The organism is Paradesulfitobacterium aromaticivorans (genome assembly GCF_054657415.1).
This window is the reverse complement of record NZ_BAAHYT010000011.1, coordinates 39,891-58,792: the sequence shown is the minus strand read 5'-3', so window position 1 is coordinate 58,792 and position 18,902 is coordinate 39,891. Positions and strand designations below refer to the sequence as shown.

Here is an 18,902-nt window from a genome sequence, read left to right as displayed (position 1 = left end):
GATCAATCCTTCCTGTTCATTTGCACTAACACCCAAAAGGGCGCTTCATGTCCCAGATTTAAGTAATTCCCGGCTAACACACTATAGTCTTTGGCTGGCAAAGACCTAAGCAGTTCAGCAACTGCTTCAGCCTCGGCTCGGGCTCCATGGTGGCCGCGGTAAACTGTCAAAGCCAAAACTCCGCCCTTGTGCAGTAGATTAAGCGCCGCCCGGATGGCTGCGATGGTAGAGTAAGGTTCTGTTGTTAGCTTATGGTCGCTGCCGGGTAGGTATCCTAAATTAAAAACAGCAGCCTTCAGCTTGTCCTTTATCATCTCGGCCAGGCGGGCGTGGTCAAGATGATAGAGCAGGACTCGATCTTTAAGTCCGGCAGCATCGAGAAGCTCAGCGGTATCGCGGATCGCTTCTTCCTGAATATCAAAGGCATAGACCTTGCCTGAAGTTCCCACGCATTCTGCCAAGAACACGGTATCACGCCCGCGACCGGCTGTGGCATCGAGTACCACATCTCCCCGGGCAATAAACTGACCAAGAATCAAGCGCAAAAACCCCTGAATATCCTGAATCCGCTCAATCATGCCAGCGATCCCTTAACTTTTCCCGCACGACCCTGGGAAAGCTCCTGCTCCCCAAGCGGATAAGCAAAGCTTTAAGCGGAGACATGCGGATGCTTACCGTCTCTCCCGGGTGCATCACAATGCTTTGCTGGCCGTCAAAAGTCACTCTGCATTTCTGGCCCCGAGCTAAAAGGATTTCAATCTCTTCGCGCTGGGAAACTACCATGGGCCGGGCTGAGAGGGAATGAGCTGCTAACGGGGTAAGCATAATCGCCTCGACATCAGGGCTGACTACCGGCCCCCCCGCTGAAAGGGAGTAGGCCGTGGAACCTGTGGGAGTGGCTACGATCAACCCATCGGCCGGGTAACTTACTGACGGCTCTCCTGATAAATTAGCCTGCAGGGTAATAAGTCCTTCAGTGCTCTCGCGCATAAAGACCACATCATTTAAGACTGTCGTGCTGAAATTCCCTTCTCCACTACCGCGCAGGGCAGCCTCTAACATTAAGCGCTCCTGCACCACAAATTCCTCGCGCAGGACTTTTTCCAGGGAAACAAAAACCTCATCACGCTCAATTTCACACAAAAATCCCAAACGCCCAAAATTCACGCCGAGCACAGGTATCCCCAGCGGAGCTGCCTCCCGGGCTGCTTCCAGAAGTGTCCCGTCCCCACCCAGGGAGATAAGGAAATTCACCTTTGCCCGCGGACCTTCCTGCCATTTCGGAACGACCTCCCACTGACGGGAACGAAACCAATGCGTGAGCTGGATCGATAAGTTTTCTGTTTCAGGTTTGCTCATGTTGGGCCATAGACCCACTTTGTTCATGGTAACTCTCCTTATCTCGTTTCCTGATGGGCCTTCTCGACTAGTTCCTCCAGGCTGTTTTTCCAGTCGAGGCTGGCTTGGGGGCTGCGGGTGAGCCAGACCAGGAACTCGATGTTACCTTCAGGCCCACGGATTGGGGAGTAATCCAAGCCCTGAACGGTAAAGCCCAAGCGCTCCGCTTCATTCATAACGCTTAACAATACTTGACGCTGAACATTCTCGTCTTTAACGACTCCTTTTTTTCCGACATGTTCGCGCCCGGCCTCAAACTGGGGTTTAATCAGGGTCATAACCTGGCCGTCTGGCTTCAGAAGCTCCAACATTGCCGGAAATATTTTCGTGACCGAAATAAAAGCCACATCGCACACTACCCAGTCTACCTGTTCCGGCAATGACCCCTGTTCAAGATAGCGCGCATTCGTGCGCTCGTACACAACAACACGCGGATCTGTTCTTAATTTCCAGTCAAGTTGACCATACCCCACGTCAATCGCATACACCCGACTGGCCCCGTTTTGCAGGGCGCAGTCGGTAAAGCCCCCGGTTGAAGCGCCAATGTCAGCTACCACCATGCCAGCAAATGACAAATCAAAGGCTTCAATCGCTTTGGCCAATTTTAGCCCGCCTCGGGAAACATATGGAAGAGTATCTCCTTTGATTTCCACCAAAGCGCTTGCCGCCACCTCCATGCCAGGTTTATCTATCTTTTGACCGTCAATATAAACCAATCCTGCCATTACCGTAGCCTTGGCCTTCTCGCGGCTTCCAGCCAGTCCTCGTTGCACCAGCAAAAGATCAAGACGCTCTTTTCCTTTGCTCATGACCTGGCGACCCGGCGTCCGATGTTTAGACGCTCTGCTGCCCCCAGAATCCCTTTGACCGAAAGGCCATAGGACTGATGCAAGACAGGTATTGACCCCTGATCCACAAATCCCGGATACCCCAAGCGTTCAACCGCGACCCCGCTTAGGCCCTCGTCCCCTAAAATTTCGAGGACAGCACTGCCCATACCCCCACTTAAGACGTGATCTTCTACCGTAATAATACGTTTAGTGAGGCGGGCGTAGCGCAGAATGAGTTCCCGGTCAAGAGGATTTAAGTAGCGTAAATTTATAACAGCGGCATCCACACCGCGGTGGCGCAGTTCATGCGCGGCCATCATACAAGTGTTGACCAGCGGTCCGACTCCGATAATCGTTAAATCCCGTCCATCCCGTACAACTTCCCCCTTGCCCACAGGAATTTCTTGGAAACTCTCATCAATATCCACTCCCTGTCCAACTGAACGGGGATAACGCAAGGCTACCGGGCCTTCATGCCGCAGGGCGGTGTACAGCATGTGGCGTAATTCATTTTCGTCTTTAGGAGCCATTAGAACTAAATTCGGAATAATGCGCAGGAAAGAGATATCAAAAACTCCGTGGTGAGTGGGACCGTCATCCCCTACGACCCCCGCCCTGTCCACCGCAAGCACCACCTTGGCTCCTTGAAGGCAGACATCGTGCAGGACCTGGTCATAGGCCCGTTGGTAAAACGTGGAATAAATCGCCACCACTGGTTTGATCCCAGCTAGGGCAAGCCCGGCCGCAAAAGTTACGGCATGCTGTTCTGCAATCCCCACGTCGAAAAACCTCTGGGGAAATTCTTTAGCAAACAGCCCCAGTCCTGTTCCAGTCGGCATAGCTGCCGTAATGGCCGCGATCTTATCGTCTTGCCGAGCCAGTTCGCACAAAGTCTCGCCAAACATTTGCGTATAGGTTGGAGGAGAGGGCTTTTTGGCTATTTCTCCGGTTTCCGGATTAAATGGCCCTACCCCATGGAAAACGTCAGGATTATTCTGGGCGGGGCCATACCCTTTCCCTTTGTACGTAATGACATGTACCAGCACCGGGCCTTTTTTCTGCTTCGCCTGTTCAAATATCTGCTCCAGTTGCATCTGGTCATGTCCATCAATCGGGCCGAGGTAAGTAAAGCCAAGCTCCTCGAACAAAAGTCCCGGCACCAACAGGTACTTGAGACTGTCCTTAGCCTTTTCCGCCGCTTTGGCTACTTTGGAGCCAATACCAGGGATTTTTTTGATCAATGTTTCAAGATCCGCCTTGCGCTTGTCATAGCGAGGATCAGTACGCAAGCGGTTAAGGTAAGAAGACATCGCCCCTACATTCGGAGAAATTGACATTTCATTGTCATTCAGCACTACAATCAAACTCGTGCCATTATGCCCGGCATGGTTCAAAGCCTCATAGGCCATGCCCCCGGTCATGGCCCCATCCCCGATCACTGCCACAACATGATGATCTTCGCCCAATAAATCCCGGGCTTTGGCAAAGCCCACCGCCGCTGAAATTGAGGTACTGGAATGCCCTGTTTCAAAACAGTCATGAGCGCTCTCTGCCCGCTTGGGGAAACCCGAAATCCCGTTATACAGGCGCAAGGTCTTAAAATCCTCACGCCGCCCTGTAATCAGCTTATGTACATAAGTCTGATGCCCTACATCCCAGATAATTTTGTCGCGCGGACTGGCAAAAGAACGGTGCAAAGCCAAGGTCAGCTCCACTACGCCCAAATTAGGGGCCAGATGCCCGCCATTCGTCGCTACAACCTGAATCATTTCCTCCCTGATTTCCTCGGCCAGCTTCTTAAGCTCGGCATAAGTGAGAGCCCGTAAATCCTGGGGTTTATGAATTTTTTCGAGCAGACTCATTTTTTCTCCCCCCGCGCTTTTTCGGCTTGGTCAAAGTCCATCCTGTAACTTTTTCCACCGTAGCCATTAATCTTCCGACGATCGCGATAATCTCATTCGCTTCTTGCATGGCGAAGGTTTTGCCCGCCGCCTTGCCGGTAATCGTAAGGGATGCTGCCAGAGCGAGCATTCCGGTACTGAGCCAGATTTCATACGCTGCCAAAGTTGGATAATAACGCAGCAAATCGACGACAATCGTGGCTGCGGTGACCCCGCTTAAAGTCCCTGCCACATCCCCCACAATATCATTCGAAAAGTTTGCCACGACGTCTGCATTGCGGACAAGATAAACAGCCTGCTGCGCGCCAAAGACACGGTTGGCTGCCCGCGCATGGTGCGGGGCTTCTGTCGCCGCAGTCGCCGCCATCCCTATGATATCAAAAACAATCCCTGTCCCAATTACTGCGAGCAAAAACAAGCCGGCCATAAGCAGAGAAGAATGGCGCACAAGTAGTTCTGACCCTATCCCTACTAAAGCTGCTGTCAGAAATGTTCCTACGAAAATCAGTAACAGGTGCTTCCAGCCCTTTGTCTTCTTAGAACCCAAATACCATACCCCTCCCAAACCTAAGCAATCAGCCCGACGATAATTCCAAGCAGGGCACCGCCAAAAACCTCAAATGGAGTATGTCCAATCAGCTCTTTGAGGCGCTCCTGCGCCAGGTCAGAACTCTGGTGAAAACGCTCAATCAGCTGGTTGATGACTTCTGCCTGCTTGCCTGCTTCCCGTCTGACCCCGGCAGCATCATACATAACGATCAGGGCAAACACTGCCGCTACCGCGAAGAGCGGAGACTGCCAGCCATAGTATTTCCCAATTCCTAACGCCAAAGCACAGACCATAGCTGAATGAGAGCTGGGAAACCCACCTGAGCTCAGCAGCAGAGTTAAATCGAGCTTTTGCTGAACGAAGAGGGTGATGCCAACTTTTAATACCTGGGCAATCATCCAGGCCGTAAGGGCCGAGACGAGAATCGTGTTGTGCAGTATGCCGGGAAAAATGGTCATTTTTCACTCCTTAGTGTTGACGTTGTTCAATATAGTCAGCCAAGCCGCTGAGAAAAGCAGCGCTTTGCCCTAACGGCTGAAGCGCGCGTTTCGCTTGGGCAATTTGCTCCTGCAGATGTTCTTTTGCACCCTCTAAACCAAGCAAGGACGGATAAGTAGCTTTATGTTGGCGCACATCGCTCCCCGCAGGTTTCCCTAAAGTCTCACTGTCCCCTTCAACATCCAGAATGTCATCTTTAATTTGAAAAGCAAGCCCGAGTGCTTGTGCATATAGGGTAAAGGCCTTCACTTCCTCCTTTGACCCTCCGGCCAAGATTGCACCTAAGCGTGCCGCGGCCACTAATAAAGCCCCTGTCTTGGCTTTATGAATATTCTCTATCTCGTCCAAGCTCAAGGAGTTTTCTTCCCCAGCCAAATCTTGAACTTGCCCTAAGACCATGCCGCTTTTGCCTACAGCAGCCGCCACTTCACGCACTGCTTGCAGTTGCCGCTCAGGGGGAATGGGCAAAGGCTCAGCCAAAAGCTCAAAAGCATAAGTGAGCAAGGCATCTCCGGCCAAAACAGCCATCCCTTCCCCAAAAACCTTATGGTTTGATAATTTGCCCCGCCGGTAATCATCATTATCCATAGCCGGCAGATCATCATGTATCAGCGAGTAAGTATGAATAAGCTCCAAGGCGCACGCTGCCGGTAAAAGCAGCTCTGTCCTACCGCCCAGAGCTGCTCCCGCCGCTAAAGCTAACACCGGGCGAATGCGTTTACCCCCGCCCAAAAGGGAATAACGCATGCTCTCGTTCAGCACATCTTCGCCCCACGGCAGGTTGGAAAGAAAACTCTCCACCAGCTCCTGATAAGATTTATATTCAACAGCGAACATTCTCGGACTTCATCCTTCCGCATGCTTTTAAGCGCTCGTTTACTTAACTAAAGATTGGCCTTTTCCAGCTTAAGCTCACCCTCAGGCCCTTCGAGCAAAATCTGCATCTGTGTTTCCGCCTGGTCCAGCATGCGGTTACATTCCTGCACCAGTTCTATCCCTTCGCGGAAGAGGGCTAAGGCGTTTTCAAGCGGGATATCTTTCTGTTCCAAGCTCCCGATAATTTGCTCCAAGCGCGCTACACCCTGCTCAAAAGAAACTTCATTCGTACTCGTCTCTTTTACCACGAGAATATTATCTACGCTTTCCAAAATCTCAATATTATCTACGTTTTCCATTACCTCACTCGTATCTACACTCCCTGGTTCTTCGAACAGCTCTTGTTGAATCTCTTGTCTTTTTGCGCTCACGCTTCATTCTCCTTTGCCAGCACCTGGCATTTGAGGGCTCCTTCCCCCAAACGCACTCTTACCTCCGCCTGCACTTCCACTTCCCGGGCCGAACGCACCAGATTGCCCCTGGCATCGTAAGCGAGGGAGTAACCCCTCCCCAGAATGGCTAAAGGGCTTAGGAGGTCAAGTTTAGCAGCCAATAATTTTAGTATACCATTTTTATCCGAAACAAATCTAGTCATGCCGTTCGCGAGCCTGTCTGCGAGTATATCCAAGTGCTGGCGGTTCTGTTCGATGCGCCAGAAGGGATTGACCAAGGGGCCTCTCCCCGCCAGGAAGTCAAGCTTCTGCCGCTTGCCCGCTATTTGTCCTGCCAGTGCCTGCCGTAATCCCTGGGACAAGAGATTCACTTCAGCATACAGCTCCTGCAAAAGTGGCGCAGCCAATTCCGCGGCAGCTGACGGCGTCGGTGCCCGCAGGTCAGCCACATAATCCGCAATCGTGACATCCGTTTCATGCCCCACGGCGGAAATTACCGGAATGCTTGATGCTGCAATAGCCCGGGCCACCTCTTCCGTGTTAAAAGCCCACAGCTCTTCTAAAGACCCTCCGCCTCGGCCCACGATGATAACGTCGACCTCTCCGTAGCGGTTAAGTCGGGCCAGTGCCCGCGCAACTTCCTGCGGAGCGGCTTCCCCCTGCACGGCCGCAGGAGCCAGTACCCAGGAGATACGCGGATTGCGCCTGCTTAGGATATTCAAAACATCATGCAAAGCAGCGCCCGTTGGACTGGTGACAATCCCGATACGGCGCGGCACGCGCGGAATAGGCTTTTTGCGGTTGGCGTCAAATAACCCTTCTTCCGCCAACCGCCCCTTAAGCTGTTCGAAAGCCAAATAGAGCGCCCCCACTCCGCTTGGCTGCAATTCCTCCGCATAAAACTGAATATTGCCGTCGCGCTCATACATGCGCACACCGCCCCGGGTCAGGACTTTCATCCCGTCTTGCGGCATGAATCCTATCCGCTCGGCCCGGCTCTTAAACATCACAGCCTTAAGACTCGCATGTTGATCCTTAATCGTAAAATACCAGTGCCCGGACGGGCGGTGATTTTTGAAATTCGATATTTCCCCGCTCACCCAGCAGCTTTGGAAATCCCCTTTTTCAGTCAGGGTGCGCCCGATTTCACTAGCAAGTTCGGAAACCGTCCAAATTTTCGGCACACTATCACCTCATGTCCATCATACACAAAAAAGGGCAGACCTTGCAAGCAAGATACGCCCAAATACCGTTTATCTTATATTAAACTCCGTTAAAGCATTTGCGCCAACAATTCGAGTAATTATTCTAAATTTTCAAATTTAATTTGCTATAATTATAGCAATCATCAAGATTGGAGGTATGGGCTGATGCCTGAAGATAGGCAAGGGCAATTTTGGAACCCCAGGACAGAAACGATGCCACGCACGGAACTTGAACGCCTGCAGCTGCTCAAACTCCAGCGCGTGGTACGGTTGGCTTACGAGCGCAGCCCCTTTCACCGCCGCAAATTTGCCGCAGGTAATTTTCATCCTGAACAGTTAAGAAGTTTAGCTGATCTGGAGCGCATCCCTTTTACTACGAAAGAGGAGTGGCTTGAAGAACAGGAGCGCTACCCGACGTTCGGAGAAATGCTGACTGTCCAGGTGGAAGCGGCCGTACGCTACCACACCACTTCCGGCACCTCAGGCCATACTCCGCTGCGGGTCCTGGACAGTAAAAAGGACTGGCAATGGATTGCGGAAATGTGGGCTTACGCTTTTTGGGGCTTTGGCGTAAGACCGCGGGACATCGTGTATTTCGCTTTCGGCTACGGCTCTTTTATCGGCTTCTGGGGCGCTCACTATGCCTGTGAAAAAATCGGAGCCTTAACCATTGCCAGTGGCGGGATGTCCAGCGAAAACCGAATAAAACAGATGATCGAGGTTGGTGCCACTACCCTCTGCGCAACCCCTACTTATGTGCTGCGCTTGGCCCAGGTAGCCAAGGAAATGGGAATCGACCTCCTCAGACAATCAAAGATTAATAAGATCATCCTCTCCGGTGAACCGGGTGGAAATGTACCCGCAACCAAACGTCTGATAGAAGAAACCTGGAACGCCAAGTGCGCTGATACTGCTGGCATGACCGAAATCGGCACCATCATGGTATTCGAATGCGCAAGCCAGCCAGGGGGCACCCACATCCTCGAGGAACACCTCGTTGAAGAGACCATCGATCCTAAAAGCGGGCAGAAGCTTGGTTATGGAGAGCGGGGAGAACGCGTGATAACCTCTTTCGGGCGCAGCTTTATCCCCTTAATCCGCTACCGCACAGGGGATCTTGTGGAAAGAGTTCCTGCCGCCAGTTGTGACTGCGGCCGCACCTGGGATCTCTATCTGGGAGGTATTTTAGGCCGAGTAGACGACATGAAACTCATCAGGGGCACAAATGTCTTTCCTTCAGCAGTGGAAGGAGTCGTACGCAAATACTCCGAGATCGATGAATTCCAAATTGTCCTTACCCGTGAAGAAGGAATCAGAGATGAAATCACAGTGCTAATCGAGCTTAAACCTGACGTCCAGGATCTTTATGCGGGGCTTTCCCAACGCCTCAGCAAGGATTTAGCCGAAGCTCATGAAAACTTGCGTTTCAATATTGATTTGGCAGTGCCGGGCTCCCTGCCCCGGTTCGAGCTTAAAGCCAGACGTTTAGTTGATAAAAGGGGGATCAGCGCATGAATACAAATCTCGCTTTGATGGACAGCAAAACCAACCTCTTTGGGCAAAGGCTTAATCCTAACGAAGAACGGATCTGGCAAACATACCTCGAGCTCAAAGAACTGGCTGCCCAAACAGACCTCCCTCCGTTCGCTCTTAACAATGTCCGCTCTGCCCTGGCCTTGATGTGGCAGGTCGTAAACGGTCTCAACATTGAATATGAAGAGCTGGATGAGGTCGGAGTCTAGCCCCTAAGCCCAAAGTTACTGGGAGGGCTTAATAAATAATGTTTAATTCTAGAGACAGTTTGATTAGGAGGAGAAAGAATGAAAAGAAATAGTTTCCACAGTTTTAAGCGCATAGGCGCAAGCTTGCTCGCGCTCACACTCAGCCTAACATTACTCTTAAGCGGTTGCGGCAGCTCCCCGAGCAGTCAGGGCAGCACCCAGAACAGCGGCCCCAGTAAAGAGCCCGTCAAAGTCGGGGTCATTGTGCCCATGTCCAACGTCTACACCACTCTTGGGGAAAACCTCGCAAACGGCATGACCCTGTATTTCGATGAAATCGGCTGGAAAGCCGGAGGAAGGGAAATCAAGCTTATCAAAGAAGACGAGGAGAACGATGCCCAGGCCGGCCTGCGTAAAGCCCGCAAACTGGTCGAGCAAGATAAAGTGGATATGCTGACCGGTATCGTGAACAGTTCTATCGCTTTAGCGATCAGGGACTATGCCGACCAGAACAAAGTTCCTTTCCTCGTCTCCCATGCCGGAGCGGTAGATTTAACCCGAGCTAAGAAAAGTGATTATGTTTACCGCTCTTCTTTCACCAATGAGCAAGTGAACTATCCTAACGGCAAATGGACCTATGAAAACCTGGCTAAGAAAGTGTTTATCATTGCTCCCAACTACGCCGCGGGCAAAGAGCAGATGAACGGCTTTAAGAAAAGCTTCACTGACGCCGGGGGCACAGTAGTGGGCGAAGCCTGGCCGCCGCTCAGCACTAATGACTACGGTCCCTATTTACAGCAAATAGCCCAAGCCAAACCGGAAGCCGTGTATTCTTTCTTTGCCGGTTCTGATGCCGTGAGGTTCGTGCAGCAGTATTCCGAATTCGGGCTTAAAAAGACCATCCCACTCAACGGTTCCGGCTGGCTTAACGCCGAGGACGTGCGCCTAGCCCAGGGAACAGCGGTAGAAGGGGTCAAAGGCAGCCTCTACTGGATCCTCACCTTGAATACTCCGGAAAATAAAAAGTTTGTGGAGAATTTCAAGAAGAAATTTGGCAAAGACCCGAGTGGAGAGGCTGTTGAAGGATATGATGCCGCCCGCGTGATTGCTGAGGGCCTAAACCTGGTACAAGGAGATACCTCTGACAAACTCAAAGTCGCCAAAGCCTGGGGGCAAGTTAAATTCGCGAGCCCACGCGGACCGCTTGAGTTTGACCCGGACACCCACATGATTATCCAAAACATCTACCTGGCCGAAACCAAAATGGTCGATGGCAAATTACAAAATTCAGTCATCGCCACCTTTGAAAAAGTGGCCGATCCGCTCAAGTAAAGGAAATTTACTTCAGGTGGAGCTTTAACTCCATCTGAAGTAAGTTGAACTTATCTGCCCGGGGAAAGGAAAGATCCTTATGAACGAGAGCATGGAAATCTTAGTTATGCAGTTGTTGAACGGTTTGGCCTACGGAATGCTTTTATTTTTGCTGGCAGCCGGGCTGTCCTTGATCTTCGGAATCATGGACATACTCAATCTGGCTCACGGATCGCTGTACATGCTGGGGGCCTACTTGGCCTTCAGCATGGCAACTGCCTTTGACAGCTATTGGCTCGCTTTAATCTTCGCTCCCCTCTTGGTCGGACTGGCGGCCATCGGGCTGGAGCTTGTCCTCCTTCGCCCCACTTATAATAAGGGCCACTTGAATCAAGTGCTTCTCACTTTCGGTTTAGCCTATGTTTTCAACGACTTGGTGCGCTGGGTCTGGGGTGCCAGTATCCGCTCCCTAACCCCGCCCACCGCTTTAAGCGGTTCAGTCGAGATGTTGGGACAGACCTTTCCTCGTTATAGGCTCTTTCTCATCTTGTTCGGGTTCATAATAGCCTTGCTCTTATGGTTTTTCCAGGAAAAAACCCGTTGGGGCGCTATTATCCGTGCCGGAGTGAGTGACAAAGAAATGGTGAGCGGGCTCGGCATCAATATCCGCTTAGTCTTTACCCTCGTCTTCGCCCTGGGGGCAGTCCTGGCCGGGTTAAGCGGAGTGGCTGCCGGCCCGGTTTTAGGCCTTTACCCGGGAATGGACTTTGAAATCCTAATTTTTGCTTTGATTGTAGTAGTGGTTGGGGGGCTCGGCTCTTTCACCGGCACCCTGGGCGGCAGCATAATTATTGGATTGGCAGATACTTTGGGTAAGATTTGGTTTCCTCAATTCAGCCTCTTTCTCATCTTCGCCATTATGGCCTTAGTCTTACTGCTAAAGCCCGCTGGCCTGTTCGGAAGGAGGGCAGTCTCATGAAGAAGCAGACTTTCCTTCTTTTTATCGCTTTAGGATCAGCCCTGGCGGTGTTTCCGTGGTTAGCCCCTGCTTACCCTTTAAGCATCCTGACTGAGATCTTAATCTTTGGCCTTTTTGCCGCCGGGTTGAATTTGCTCATTGGCTACACCGGCCTGGTTTCTTTTGGGCATGCCGCCTTTTTCGGGTTTGGGGCTTACACGGCCGCCATCATAAGCAGCCGCCTCACTCCCAATATCTTTCTTACCCTGACCGCCGCCATCCTCCTGTCTGTGGTCGCTTCTTTAATAATCGGGCTGTTGGTTACGCGAGCCTCCGGTTTCTATTTCCTCATGCTCACCCTTGCTTTTTCTCAAATGGTGTATGCTGCAGCTTACCAATGGGAAAGCCTGACCGGTGGTTCAAACGGCTTTTCCGGGATAGCCCGCCCGGAGCTTTGGCCTGGCTTCACCCTGTCCGGCCCTGTTCATCTTTATTACCTGATTCTGATCGTCTTTGCCCTCGTGATGCTCGGACTGCGTCGCTTCCTCGCCTCACCCGTGGGCAAGGTGTTAATCGGGATTAGGGAAAATGAAGCCCGTTTACAAGCCGTTGGTTATAACACCAAGCGCTACAAACTCCTCTCTTTCACGGTGGCCGGAGGGATCGGCGGGATTGCCGGAGCCCTTTATTCTTATTTCAATGGCTTTATTTCTCCCGGAGAGATCTACTGGACCATGTCCGGGCATGCCATTATCATGGTCATCATCGGCGGTGCCGGAACTTTAAGCGGTCCGGTTTTGGGAGCGGCTTTTCTCATCCTCTTCCAGAGCTTTGTCAGCTCATACACTGAGCGTTGGGCCAGCATCGTGGGCTTAGCTTTTATCCTGTTTGTGATTTTTGCTCCCAAAGGAATTATGGGGCTTTTCTCCTCACTCCCCTGGCGCAAGCTCACAGACAAATTAAAAATGCGGGCGTTCCCCAAACTTAAGCAAGGGAGGGAACAGGCGTGACAGCCAAGCTCGGACACGTCAGACTTGATCTATTACAGACAACATTGCGGGTTGAGGGTCTAAGCAAGAATTTCGGCGGCCTGCAGGTTTTAGACAGACTGTCCTTTAGCGTGATGCCCGGCGAGCGGCGCGCAATCATAGGTCCTAATGGCGCGGGCAAAACGACTTTATTCAATTTGATTACCGGAGAACTGCCCCCGTCCCGCGGGCAAATATTTCTCAGTGGCGAAGACATAACGTCCCTGCCTAACTACGAGCGGGCACGCCGCGGCCTTGGCCGCACGTTTCAGAAAAACAACCTGTTTTTAAACCTAACAATACTCGATAATCTGATCCTTGTCCTTCAAAAAAAGAATCACCACTGCCGGAACTGGCATCAACGACTAGACCACCGCAGCTTCCCCCATCTCTATGTCGAAACAGAACAACTTTTGGAAACATGGGGGTTAGCCGAGCGCAAACACCACCTAATCAAGGAACTGTCCTACGGCGAGCAGCGCCAAGTGGAAATCCTGCTGGCGCTGGCCTCAAGCCCTTCCCTGCTCCTTCTTGATGAGCCGACTGCCGGAATGTCCGTAGCCGAGACCCAGCGCATCTTTGAGCTTCTTGCCCAACTGCCGACGACGATTACGATCCTGATCATCGAACATGACATGGATCTCGTCTTCGGCCTCGCTGACCGCATCACAGTCCTCTACTACGGCAAAGTACTTGCTGAAGGAACACCTGAAGAAATCCGCTCCAATCCTAACGTACAGGAAGTTTACTTGGGCCAGTCCGTAGAAGCAGGGGTAATCTGAGGGCTAAAGTGTTCAGCAGAATTCAGCGAAGCAAAGTGTAAGATTATGAGGTTGGATAATTCTGTCGGGGGGGATAGTATGCTCGAAGCAAACGCACTTGAAACCTATTACGGAGAGAGCCATATTTTGAAGGGTGTAAGCTTTCACTTGCCCAAGGGCACCTTGGCAGCCCTGCTTGGCCGCAACGGTATGGGCAAAACCACCACGATCCGCTCTCTTATTGGTTTTACCCCACCGCGCCAGGGCAAGGTAATTTTCCAAGGCAAAGAGATCCAAAAGCTCCCTCCCTATCACATTGCCAAATTGGGCATCGGCCTGGTTCCCCAAGGCCGGGGAGTGTTTCCGAATCTTTCCGTGAAGGAAAATTTGGTCATGGCCGCTCGTGCAGGGAACCGCATGGGCTGGAACCTTGAACGGGTTTATACCCTGTTTCCGCGCCTTAAAGAGCGGGAAGGCCACTTGGGCGCAAAGCTTAGCGGCGGGGAACAGCAGATGCTCTCCGTGGCCCGCGCTTTAATGACCAACCCTGACCTTCTGCTCTTAGACGAGCCCTCAGAAGGCCTGGCCCCCCTGATCGTAAAAGAGTTGGCCAACATCCTGGACGAACTTAAAAAGCAAGGGCTCTCAATCCTCTTAGTCGAGCAGAACATGCACATGGCCTTAGGTATTGCCGATCATGTATTTGTCCTAAACAAAGGAGAAATAGTGTATTCCGGTACCCCACAGCAATTGGCCGCAAATAAACAAGTGCAGGCACAGTATTTGGGAGTCGGGGGATGAGATTTATATTTCCTTCACGCGTTACGGATGCGTTCTGCGATCTTGGCCGCCTTCTCGTTCAACGTAGTCGACAAACAGATCACAAACTCCTCCCCGCCGTAACGCCCTAGAAAATCGCTTGCACGGCAGAGCCCATTGACATGAGCAGCAAACTGTTGCAGCACGCTGTCTCCCGCTAAGTGACCATAGGTATCATTAATGTTCTTGAAACTATCAATGTCAATGAGAATAATGCTCAAAGGCAGTCCTTCTGTTTGGGCTAGCTCAACTTCAAACTCCAGGCGTTCCATAAAGGCGCGCCTGTTCAGCAAATTGGTCAAATAATCTGTTCGTGCCAGGTGCTGCGCCCGATCCCTGGCTTTTTCCGCCTTAACTCGTTCTTCTATCAGTTCAACCAAGCATGATCTGGGCTCACCATAAAACGCGTGGCTGTAAGTGCTCAAAACCCTTAACACAACTACAATATCCATGTCACAGTATGGAGGAACAGTACCATTCGCGATCGGGCCATAGAGAATAATTTTTTCAGGAGTGGCGCAAAGGCGTAACCCCCATGCCTTTAACATTAAGACATGGGGGTTTATTACATGTTCTACAGCAAACCTTTAAACTGACCAGGAAAAACAAAATTCATTAGTCGTTACAGTCTGCTTTGCACGACTTCCACAGTCTCTTCAGCTAGCGTAGCAGCTTGTTCAAACATCTGTGCCCGCTCAGTCTTGACCTTCTTTTGGTACAATTCGTCTTTGATCTGAGGCAGGTTAATGTCCACGCTGAACATCGCGGACTTAAGGGCGCTTTCCGCTAAGTAAGCAGCCACGCCGACATCGCTGATCGCTCCTTTGTTGCCGATGGGGGCCAAAGCATGGGCCAGCTTTAAGACTTCAAAACAGTTGCGGGCGATGCCGAGCGGGGTATCAGTCGCTGAAACCAAAACATCCTGCATCTTGGTAGTGCGGGCCGCTTTTTGCTCATCTGTCTCTTTCGGAAGTTTGAGCACCGCCATAAAGTTGGAAAACTCAGCAATATCCCGGCTTAAGCCTTTCTTTAAGGAGTCAAGCAATTCCTTCCCTTTGCCTAAGATCTCCTGTACTTGCGGTTCAACATCTTTATATTTTTCCTTGCCGACAGTCAAGTTGGCAACCATGCATACCATGGAAGCAGCTAAGGCTCCCACATACGCTGAGACACTGCCGCCGCCGGGAGTTGGGGCAGCACTGGCAGCTTGGTTCAAGAATTCCTCAGCACTCCATTGCCATACATCCATTACCGTCCCACTCCTTGCAGTTTAATTCCTTTAAGGACATTCTTCATGATGAGGGCCGTTGTCAAAGAACCGACTCCTCCTGGAACCGGAGAGATCATGCCTGCCACTTCCTGCACCGCCTCATAGTCCACATCCCCGCAGATTCCGTTCGGAGTCTCGTTTATTCCGGCGTCAACCACAATCGCACCGGGCTTAATCATATCTTTCTTGATAAGCTTAGCTTTGCCCACGGCCGCAACCACAATGTCAGCCTGGCGGGTAAACGCACCCAAGTCAGGGGTCCGGGAGTGGCAAATCGTTACGGTCGCATTATGCTTCAGAATCAGGAAGACGAGCGGTTTGCCAACGGTTTCTCCACGCCCGACAATTACAACATGTTTGCCGGAGATCTCCACCCCGGAACGAAGCATGAGTTCAATACAGCTTTGGGGGGTGGCTGGGAACAGCCCTTCTTCCCCGCTTAGGATATAACCGCGGTTGATGGGGTGCACTCCGTCCACATCCTTCTCGGGTAGGACTGCTTTCATCACGTTCTCTTTGGAAATATGTTTTGGCAGCGGAAGTTCGATCATAATCCCGTGCACGGTATTATCGTTGTTTAAGCGTTGAATTAGGCCAAGCACTTCTGGCTCCGGGGTATCTTCGGGCATTGGAAACAGTTCAAAGGCGATACCCAAGTTTTCGCTTACTTTTTGTTTCGATTTGGCATAAACAACCGAGGCCGGATCATCCCCCACCAAGATAACCGCCAGTTTGGGATTCACGCCTTTTCCCTTCCACTGGGCCACTTCCTGCTGGATTTCTTCTTTCAGAACTTTCGATACTGCTTTGCCGTCAAGCAACTGAGCCAAATAAATTCACTCCTTTCACATAATAACAAGGTAACCCCGATTAAAGGTAAATTTACCTATCGCAAGTTTGCCCAAATTAGAGAAACCTGACTCCACTTTAACCATTGAGGCTGTCCTAAAGTCAGCAATTATTCGTTCAGCGTATGTAAGTGCCGGGCCCAAAGGCCCGACACTTTCTGCTCAGCAATCTGCTATCTTAGTTTTTGCTTTTCAAATAAGCATCGATGGAAGCAGCCGCTTTCTTTCCGGCACCCATGGCCAGGATAACGGTGGCTGCACCGGTTACAATGTCCCCGCCGGCGAAGACTCCCGGTTTGGAAGTAGCTAGAGTTTCTGGATCAGCGACTATATTGCCGCGCTTGTTCAGATCAAGCCCAGGAGTAGACTTGGTTACGAGTGGGTTCGGCCCTTGTCCGATAGCCACAACCACGGTGTCTACCTCGATTTCGAACTCTGACCCGGGAATTGCCACCGGGGACCGACGCCCGGAAGCATCCGGCTCGCCCAGCTCGTAACGCAGACAAGTCATGCTCTTAACCCAGCCGCGCTCATCTCCGTGAATGGCTACAGGATTAGTAAGAAGCCGGAATTCTACTCCTTCTTCCTCTGCGTGCTCCGCTTCTTCTTTACGTGCGGGCATTTCTTCCCGTGAACGTCGGTAAATGATCGACACTTCCTCCGCGCCCAGGCGCAAAGAGGTGCGGGCACCGTCCATGGCCACGTTGCCGGCTCCCAGGACAGCAACTTTTTTACCGACTTTAACCGGGGTCGCATATTCCGGGAATTTGTAGCCTTTCATCAGGTTGGTCCTGGTTAAGAACTCATTTGCGGAATACACCCCATTTAAGTTCTCGCCCGGGATACCCATGAAGTAGGGTAGTCCGGCTCCGGTGCCGATGAAGACAGCATCATAGCCATTTTCCATTAATTCGTCCACTGAGGTTACTTTGCCTACGACCTGGTTCGTGAGAATTTCGACGCCCATCTTTTCCAGGTTGCCGATCTCTCTCTGCACAATCTCCTTGGGCAGACGGAACTGCGGAATACCGTACATCAAAACGCCGCCGGCTACGTGGAGCGCTTCAAAAACAGTAACCGCATGCCCGGCTTTAGCCAAGTCTCCGGCACAGGCAAGTCCCGCAGGACCGCCACCGATTATAGCCACTTTTTTACCGCTCGGTTCCGTTTTGGCGATGGCGCTCTCGCCATGCTGCATCTCATAATCAGCGGCAAAGCGTTCGAGACGACCGATAGCCACAGACTCTCCTTTAATACCCAAAACACACTTGCTTTCACATTGGCTCTCCTGCGGACAGACGCGGCCGCAGATTGCAGGCAAGGAATTCTTGACTTTCAGCACCTCGGCAGCTCCGAAAAAGTCCTCTTCAGAGATCTTTTTGATGAAGTCCGGAATGAGTACTTCCACCGGGCAGCCGGTGCGGCAAAGCGGCTTTTTGCACTGGAGGCAGCGCTGAGCCTCTTCAACAGCCATTTCGCTCGTATATCCTAAAGCAACTTCGTTAAAGTTATGCGCCCTTTCGTGCGCGTCCTGGCAAGGCATTTCATGACGCGGAACTTTCAGTGCCATTAGTGATGCCCCCCTTCACACTCAAGTCTGGCTTTAGCCCGGTTCTCTTCATCTTTGAAGTAGGCCAGGCGCTGCATAGCTAATTCCCAATCAACCAGATGCCCGTCAAATTCCGGTCCGTCAACACAGGCAAATTTTGTTTCGTCCCCAACACTGACACGGCAGGCCCCGCACATCCCGGTACCATCAACCATGACCGGGTTCAGGCTGACAATCGTCTTAATCCCCAATGGGCGGGTATAATCACAGACTGCTTTCATCATGATCATGGGACCGATCGCCCAGATCATATCTACTTTCTCCCCACGGTTAAGGATATGAGCCAAACCGTCAGTGACAAAGCCTTGAATGCCCATGCTGCCATCATTAGTGGCAACTACTATTTCATCACTGGCCGCCCGCATTTCATCCTCCAGAATCAGAATGTCCGCGCTGCGGGAGCCAAGAACAGAGATCACCTTATTGCCTTCTTCTTTTAATGCCCGGGCAATCGGATGAACCGGGGCAATCCCAAGGCCGCCGCCGATGCATACGACAGTACCGTATTTTTCAATCTCGGTCTGCATACCCAGGGGACCGACAAAGTCAAGGAAAGCGCTTCCTTCTTCCATTTGATTAATGAGCGCCGAGGAATAACCTACGTCTTGAATGACGATAGTGATGGTTCCCTTTTCACGGTTGAAATCCATCACGGTGAGAGGAATACGTTCGGATTTTTCATCCATGCGCACAATGACGAACTGGCCAGGCTCAACCTTAGCCGCTACAGCCGGAGCTTCGACTTCCAACAGGACGATCGCGGGAGCCAACTGTCTTCTTTTTACTACGCGGTACACTCTACACTCCTCCTTGTACAATTCTAGAAATTCCTTGGATAATTCATGATGCCTGAGATATTTCCTGCTGATGAAAGGGATCTTAGTCTAGTTGAATATCTTGCAAAATAAATGAGAGCAAATTTTAGGC

General features: G+C 51.5%; 21 protein-coding genes. 7 read left to right on the top strand and 14 right to left on the bottom strand.

The features are described from left to right. Positions 1 to 2: 2 nt before the first annotated feature. Genes mnmM through xseA form a run of 9 tightly spaced genes read right to left on the bottom strand, consistent with a single transcriptional unit; the run spans position 3 to position 7,629 of the window. Positions 3 to 578, bottom strand: coding sequence for a tRNA 5-(aminomethyl)-2-thiouridylate-methyltransferase MnmM (gene mnmM / locus ACYQ2N_RS17125; RefSeq protein WP_460000633.1), 576 nt, complete (start codon positions 576 to 578; stop codon positions 3 to 5). Beyond that, a complete protein-coding gene (locus ACYQ2N_RS17120; RefSeq protein WP_460000632.1) occupies positions 571 to 1,386 on the bottom strand; it encodes an NAD(+)/NADH kinase in 816 nt (271 codons plus the stop codon). Before ACYQ2N_RS17120 ends, mnmM begins: the two co-directional genes overlap by 8 nt. An 11-nt stretch (positions 1,387 to 1,397) precedes the next feature. Continuing rightward, positions 1,398 to 2,207: a TlyA family RNA methyltransferase gene (locus ACYQ2N_RS17115; RefSeq protein WP_460000631.1), complete on the bottom strand. Its 810-nt coding sequence runs from the start codon at positions 2,205 to 2,207 to the stop codon at positions 1,398 to 1,400. Beyond that, positions 2,204 to 4,090 (bottom strand): 1-deoxy-D-xylulose-5-phosphate synthase, encoded by a 1,887-nt coding sequence (gene dxs, locus ACYQ2N_RS17110; protein WP_460000630.1) that lies wholly within the window; start codon positions 4,088 to 4,090, stop codon positions 2,204 to 2,206. The genes ACYQ2N_RS17115 and dxs overlap by 4 nt, the downstream gene beginning before the upstream one ends. After that, positions 4,065 to 4,676, bottom strand: coding sequence for a hypothetical protein (locus tag ACYQ2N_RS17105; RefSeq protein ID WP_460000629.1), 612 nt, complete (start codon positions 4,674 to 4,676; stop codon positions 4,065 to 4,067). Before ACYQ2N_RS17105 ends, dxs begins: the two co-directional genes overlap by 26 nt. Positions 4,677 to 4,696: 20 nt before the next feature. Continuing rightward, positions 4,697 to 5,137 (bottom strand): divergent PAP2 family protein, encoded by a 441-nt coding sequence (locus ACYQ2N_RS17100; protein ID WP_460000628.1) that lies wholly within the window; start codon positions 5,135 to 5,137, stop codon positions 4,697 to 4,699. A 10-nt stretch (positions 5,138 to 5,147) separates the two neighbouring features. Further along, the gene (locus tag ACYQ2N_RS17095) at positions 5,148 to 6,014 is read right to left on the bottom strand and encodes a polyprenyl synthetase family protein (protein WP_460000627.1); all 867 of its coding nucleotides are present in this window, start codon (positions 6,012 to 6,014) and stop codon (positions 5,148 to 5,150) included. A 47-nt stretch (positions 6,015 to 6,061) separates the two neighbouring features. After that, positions 6,062 to 6,424 carry an exodeoxyribonuclease VII small subunit gene (gene xseB, locus ACYQ2N_RS17090; protein ID WP_460000626.1) on the bottom strand — a complete coding sequence of 121 codons (363 nt, stop codon included), beginning with the start codon at positions 6,422 to 6,424 and terminating at the stop codon, positions 6,062 to 6,064. Then, complete coding sequence (gene xseA / locus ACYQ2N_RS17085; RefSeq protein ID WP_460000625.1) at positions 6,421 to 7,629, bottom strand: exodeoxyribonuclease VII large subunit; 1,209 nt, start codon at positions 7,627 to 7,629, stop codon at positions 6,421 to 6,423. Before xseA ends, xseB begins: the two co-directional genes overlap by 4 nt. A 186-nt stretch (positions 7,630 to 7,815) precedes the next feature. Between xseA and ACYQ2N_RS17080 the strand changes: the two genes are divergently transcribed. From ACYQ2N_RS17080 to ACYQ2N_RS17050, 7 genes are all read left to right on the top strand, one after another. Then, positions 7,816 to 9,165 carry a phenylacetate--CoA ligase family protein gene (locus tag ACYQ2N_RS17080; protein WP_460000624.1) on the top strand — a complete coding sequence of 450 codons (1,350 nt, stop codon included), beginning with the start codon at positions 7,816 to 7,818 and terminating at the stop codon, positions 9,163 to 9,165. Further along, a complete protein-coding gene (locus ACYQ2N_RS17075; protein WP_460000623.1) occupies positions 9,162 to 9,392 on the top strand; it encodes a hypothetical protein in 231 nt (76 codons plus the stop codon). Before ACYQ2N_RS17080 ends, ACYQ2N_RS17075 begins: the two co-directional genes overlap by 4 nt. Positions 9,393 to 9,470: 78 nt before the next feature. Beyond that, a complete protein-coding gene (locus ACYQ2N_RS17070; protein WP_460000622.1) occupies positions 9,471 to 10,703 on the top strand; it encodes an ABC transporter substrate-binding protein in 1,233 nt (410 codons plus the stop codon). A 79-nt stretch (positions 10,704 to 10,782) separates the two neighbouring features. Beyond that, entirely contained in the window at positions 10,783 to 11,661 is an 879-nt protein-coding gene (locus tag ACYQ2N_RS17065; protein ID WP_460000621.1) for a branched-chain amino acid ABC transporter permease, read from the top strand. Continuing rightward, positions 11,658 to 12,650, top strand: coding sequence for a branched-chain amino acid ABC transporter permease (locus ACYQ2N_RS17060; protein ID WP_460000620.1), 993 nt, complete (start codon positions 11,658 to 11,660; stop codon positions 12,648 to 12,650). The genes ACYQ2N_RS17065 and ACYQ2N_RS17060 overlap by 4 nt, the downstream gene beginning before the upstream one ends. Continuing rightward, entirely contained in the window at positions 12,647 to 13,450 is an 804-nt protein-coding gene (locus ACYQ2N_RS17055; protein ID WP_460000619.1) for an ABC transporter ATP-binding protein, read from the top strand. The genes ACYQ2N_RS17060 and ACYQ2N_RS17055 overlap by 4 nt, the downstream gene beginning before the upstream one ends. 78 nt (positions 13,451 to 13,528) lie before the next feature. Beyond that, complete coding sequence (locus ACYQ2N_RS17050) at positions 13,529 to 14,230, top strand: ABC transporter ATP-binding protein (RefSeq protein ID WP_460000618.1); 702 nt, start codon at positions 13,529 to 13,531, stop codon at positions 14,228 to 14,230. A 14-nt stretch (positions 14,231 to 14,244) separates the two neighbouring features. On the opposite strand, the gene ACYQ2N_RS17045 is transcribed toward ACYQ2N_RS17050, so the two are convergent. From ACYQ2N_RS17045 to ACYQ2N_RS17025, 5 genes are all read right to left on the bottom strand, one after another. Further along, complete coding sequence (locus ACYQ2N_RS17045) at positions 14,245 to 14,628, bottom strand: GGDEF domain-containing protein (protein WP_460000617.1); 384 nt, start codon at positions 14,626 to 14,628, stop codon at positions 14,245 to 14,247. A 242-nt stretch (positions 14,629 to 14,870) separates the two neighbouring features. Then, positions 14,871 to 15,497 carry a cyclodeaminase/cyclohydrolase family protein gene (locus ACYQ2N_RS17040; RefSeq protein ID WP_460000616.1) on the bottom strand — a complete coding sequence of 209 codons (627 nt, stop codon included), beginning with the start codon at positions 15,495 to 15,497 and terminating at the stop codon, positions 14,871 to 14,873. Then, complete coding sequence (locus ACYQ2N_RS17035) at positions 15,497 to 16,348, bottom strand: bifunctional 5,10-methylenetetrahydrofolate dehydrogenase/5,10-methenyltetrahydrofolate cyclohydrolase (RefSeq protein ID WP_460000615.1); 852 nt, start codon at positions 16,346 to 16,348, stop codon at positions 15,497 to 15,499. Before ACYQ2N_RS17035 ends, ACYQ2N_RS17040 begins: the two co-directional genes overlap by 1 nt. A gap of 196 nt (positions 16,349 to 16,544) precedes the next feature. Next, positions 16,545 to 17,936, bottom strand: coding sequence for an NADPH-dependent glutamate synthase (gltA, locus tag ACYQ2N_RS17030; protein ID WP_460000614.1), 1,392 nt, complete (start codon positions 17,934 to 17,936; stop codon positions 16,545 to 16,547). After that, complete coding sequence (locus ACYQ2N_RS17025) at positions 17,936 to 18,772, bottom strand: sulfide/dihydroorotate dehydrogenase-like FAD/NAD-binding protein (protein ID WP_460000613.1); 837 nt, start codon at positions 18,770 to 18,772, stop codon at positions 17,936 to 17,938. The genes gltA and ACYQ2N_RS17025 overlap by 1 nt, the downstream gene beginning before the upstream one ends. Between the last annotated feature and the right edge of the window lie 130 nt (positions 18,773 to 18,902).

Coding starts and splice junctions, on each gene's coding strand:
- mnmM (WP_460000633.1), bottom strand. CDS start 578: ATGATTGAGCGGATTCAGGATATTCAGGGGTTTTTGCGCTTGATTCTT.
- ACYQ2N_RS17060 (WP_460000620.1), top strand. CDS start 11,658: ATGAAGAAGCAGACTTTCCTTCTTTTTATCGCTTTAGGATCAGCCCTG.
- dxs (WP_460000630.1), bottom strand. CDS start 4,090: ATGAGTCTGCTCGAAAAAATTCATAAACCCCAGGATTTACGGGCTCTC.
- ACYQ2N_RS17120 (WP_460000632.1), bottom strand. CDS start 1,386: ATGAACAAAGTGGGTCTATGGCCCAACATGAGCAAACCTGAAACAGAA.
- gltA (WP_460000614.1), bottom strand. CDS start 17,936: ATGGCACTGAAAGTTCCGCGTCATGAAATGCCTTGCCAGGACGCGCAC.
- ACYQ2N_RS17050 (WP_460000618.1), top strand. CDS start 13,529: ATGCTCGAAGCAAACGCACTTGAAACCTATTACGGAGAGAGCCATATT.
- ACYQ2N_RS17040 (WP_460000616.1), bottom strand. CDS start 15,497: ATGGATGTATGGCAATGGAGTGCTGAGGAATTCTTGAACCAAGCTGCC.
- ACYQ2N_RS17100 (WP_460000628.1), bottom strand. CDS start 5,137: ATGACCATTTTTCCCGGCATACTGCACAACACGATTCTCGTCTCGGCC.
- ACYQ2N_RS17115 (WP_460000631.1), bottom strand. CDS start 2,207: ATGAGCAAAGGAAAAGAGCGTCTTGATCTTTTGCTGGTGCAACGAGGA.
- ACYQ2N_RS17065 (WP_460000621.1), top strand. CDS start 10,783: ATGAACGAGAGCATGGAAATCTTAGTTATGCAGTTGTTGAACGGTTTG.
- ACYQ2N_RS17080 (WP_460000624.1), top strand. CDS start 7,816: ATGCCTGAAGATAGGCAAGGGCAATTTTGGAACCCCAGGACAGAAACG.
- ACYQ2N_RS17095 (WP_460000627.1), bottom strand. CDS start 6,014: ATGTTCGCTGTTGAATATAAATCTTATCAGGAGCTGGTGGAGAGTTTT.
- ACYQ2N_RS17075 (WP_460000623.1), top strand. CDS start 9,162: ATGAATACAAATCTCGCTTTGATGGACAGCAAAACCAACCTCTTTGGG.
- ACYQ2N_RS17070 (WP_460000622.1), top strand. CDS start 9,471: ATGAAAAGAAATAGTTTCCACAGTTTTAAGCGCATAGGCGCAAGCTTG.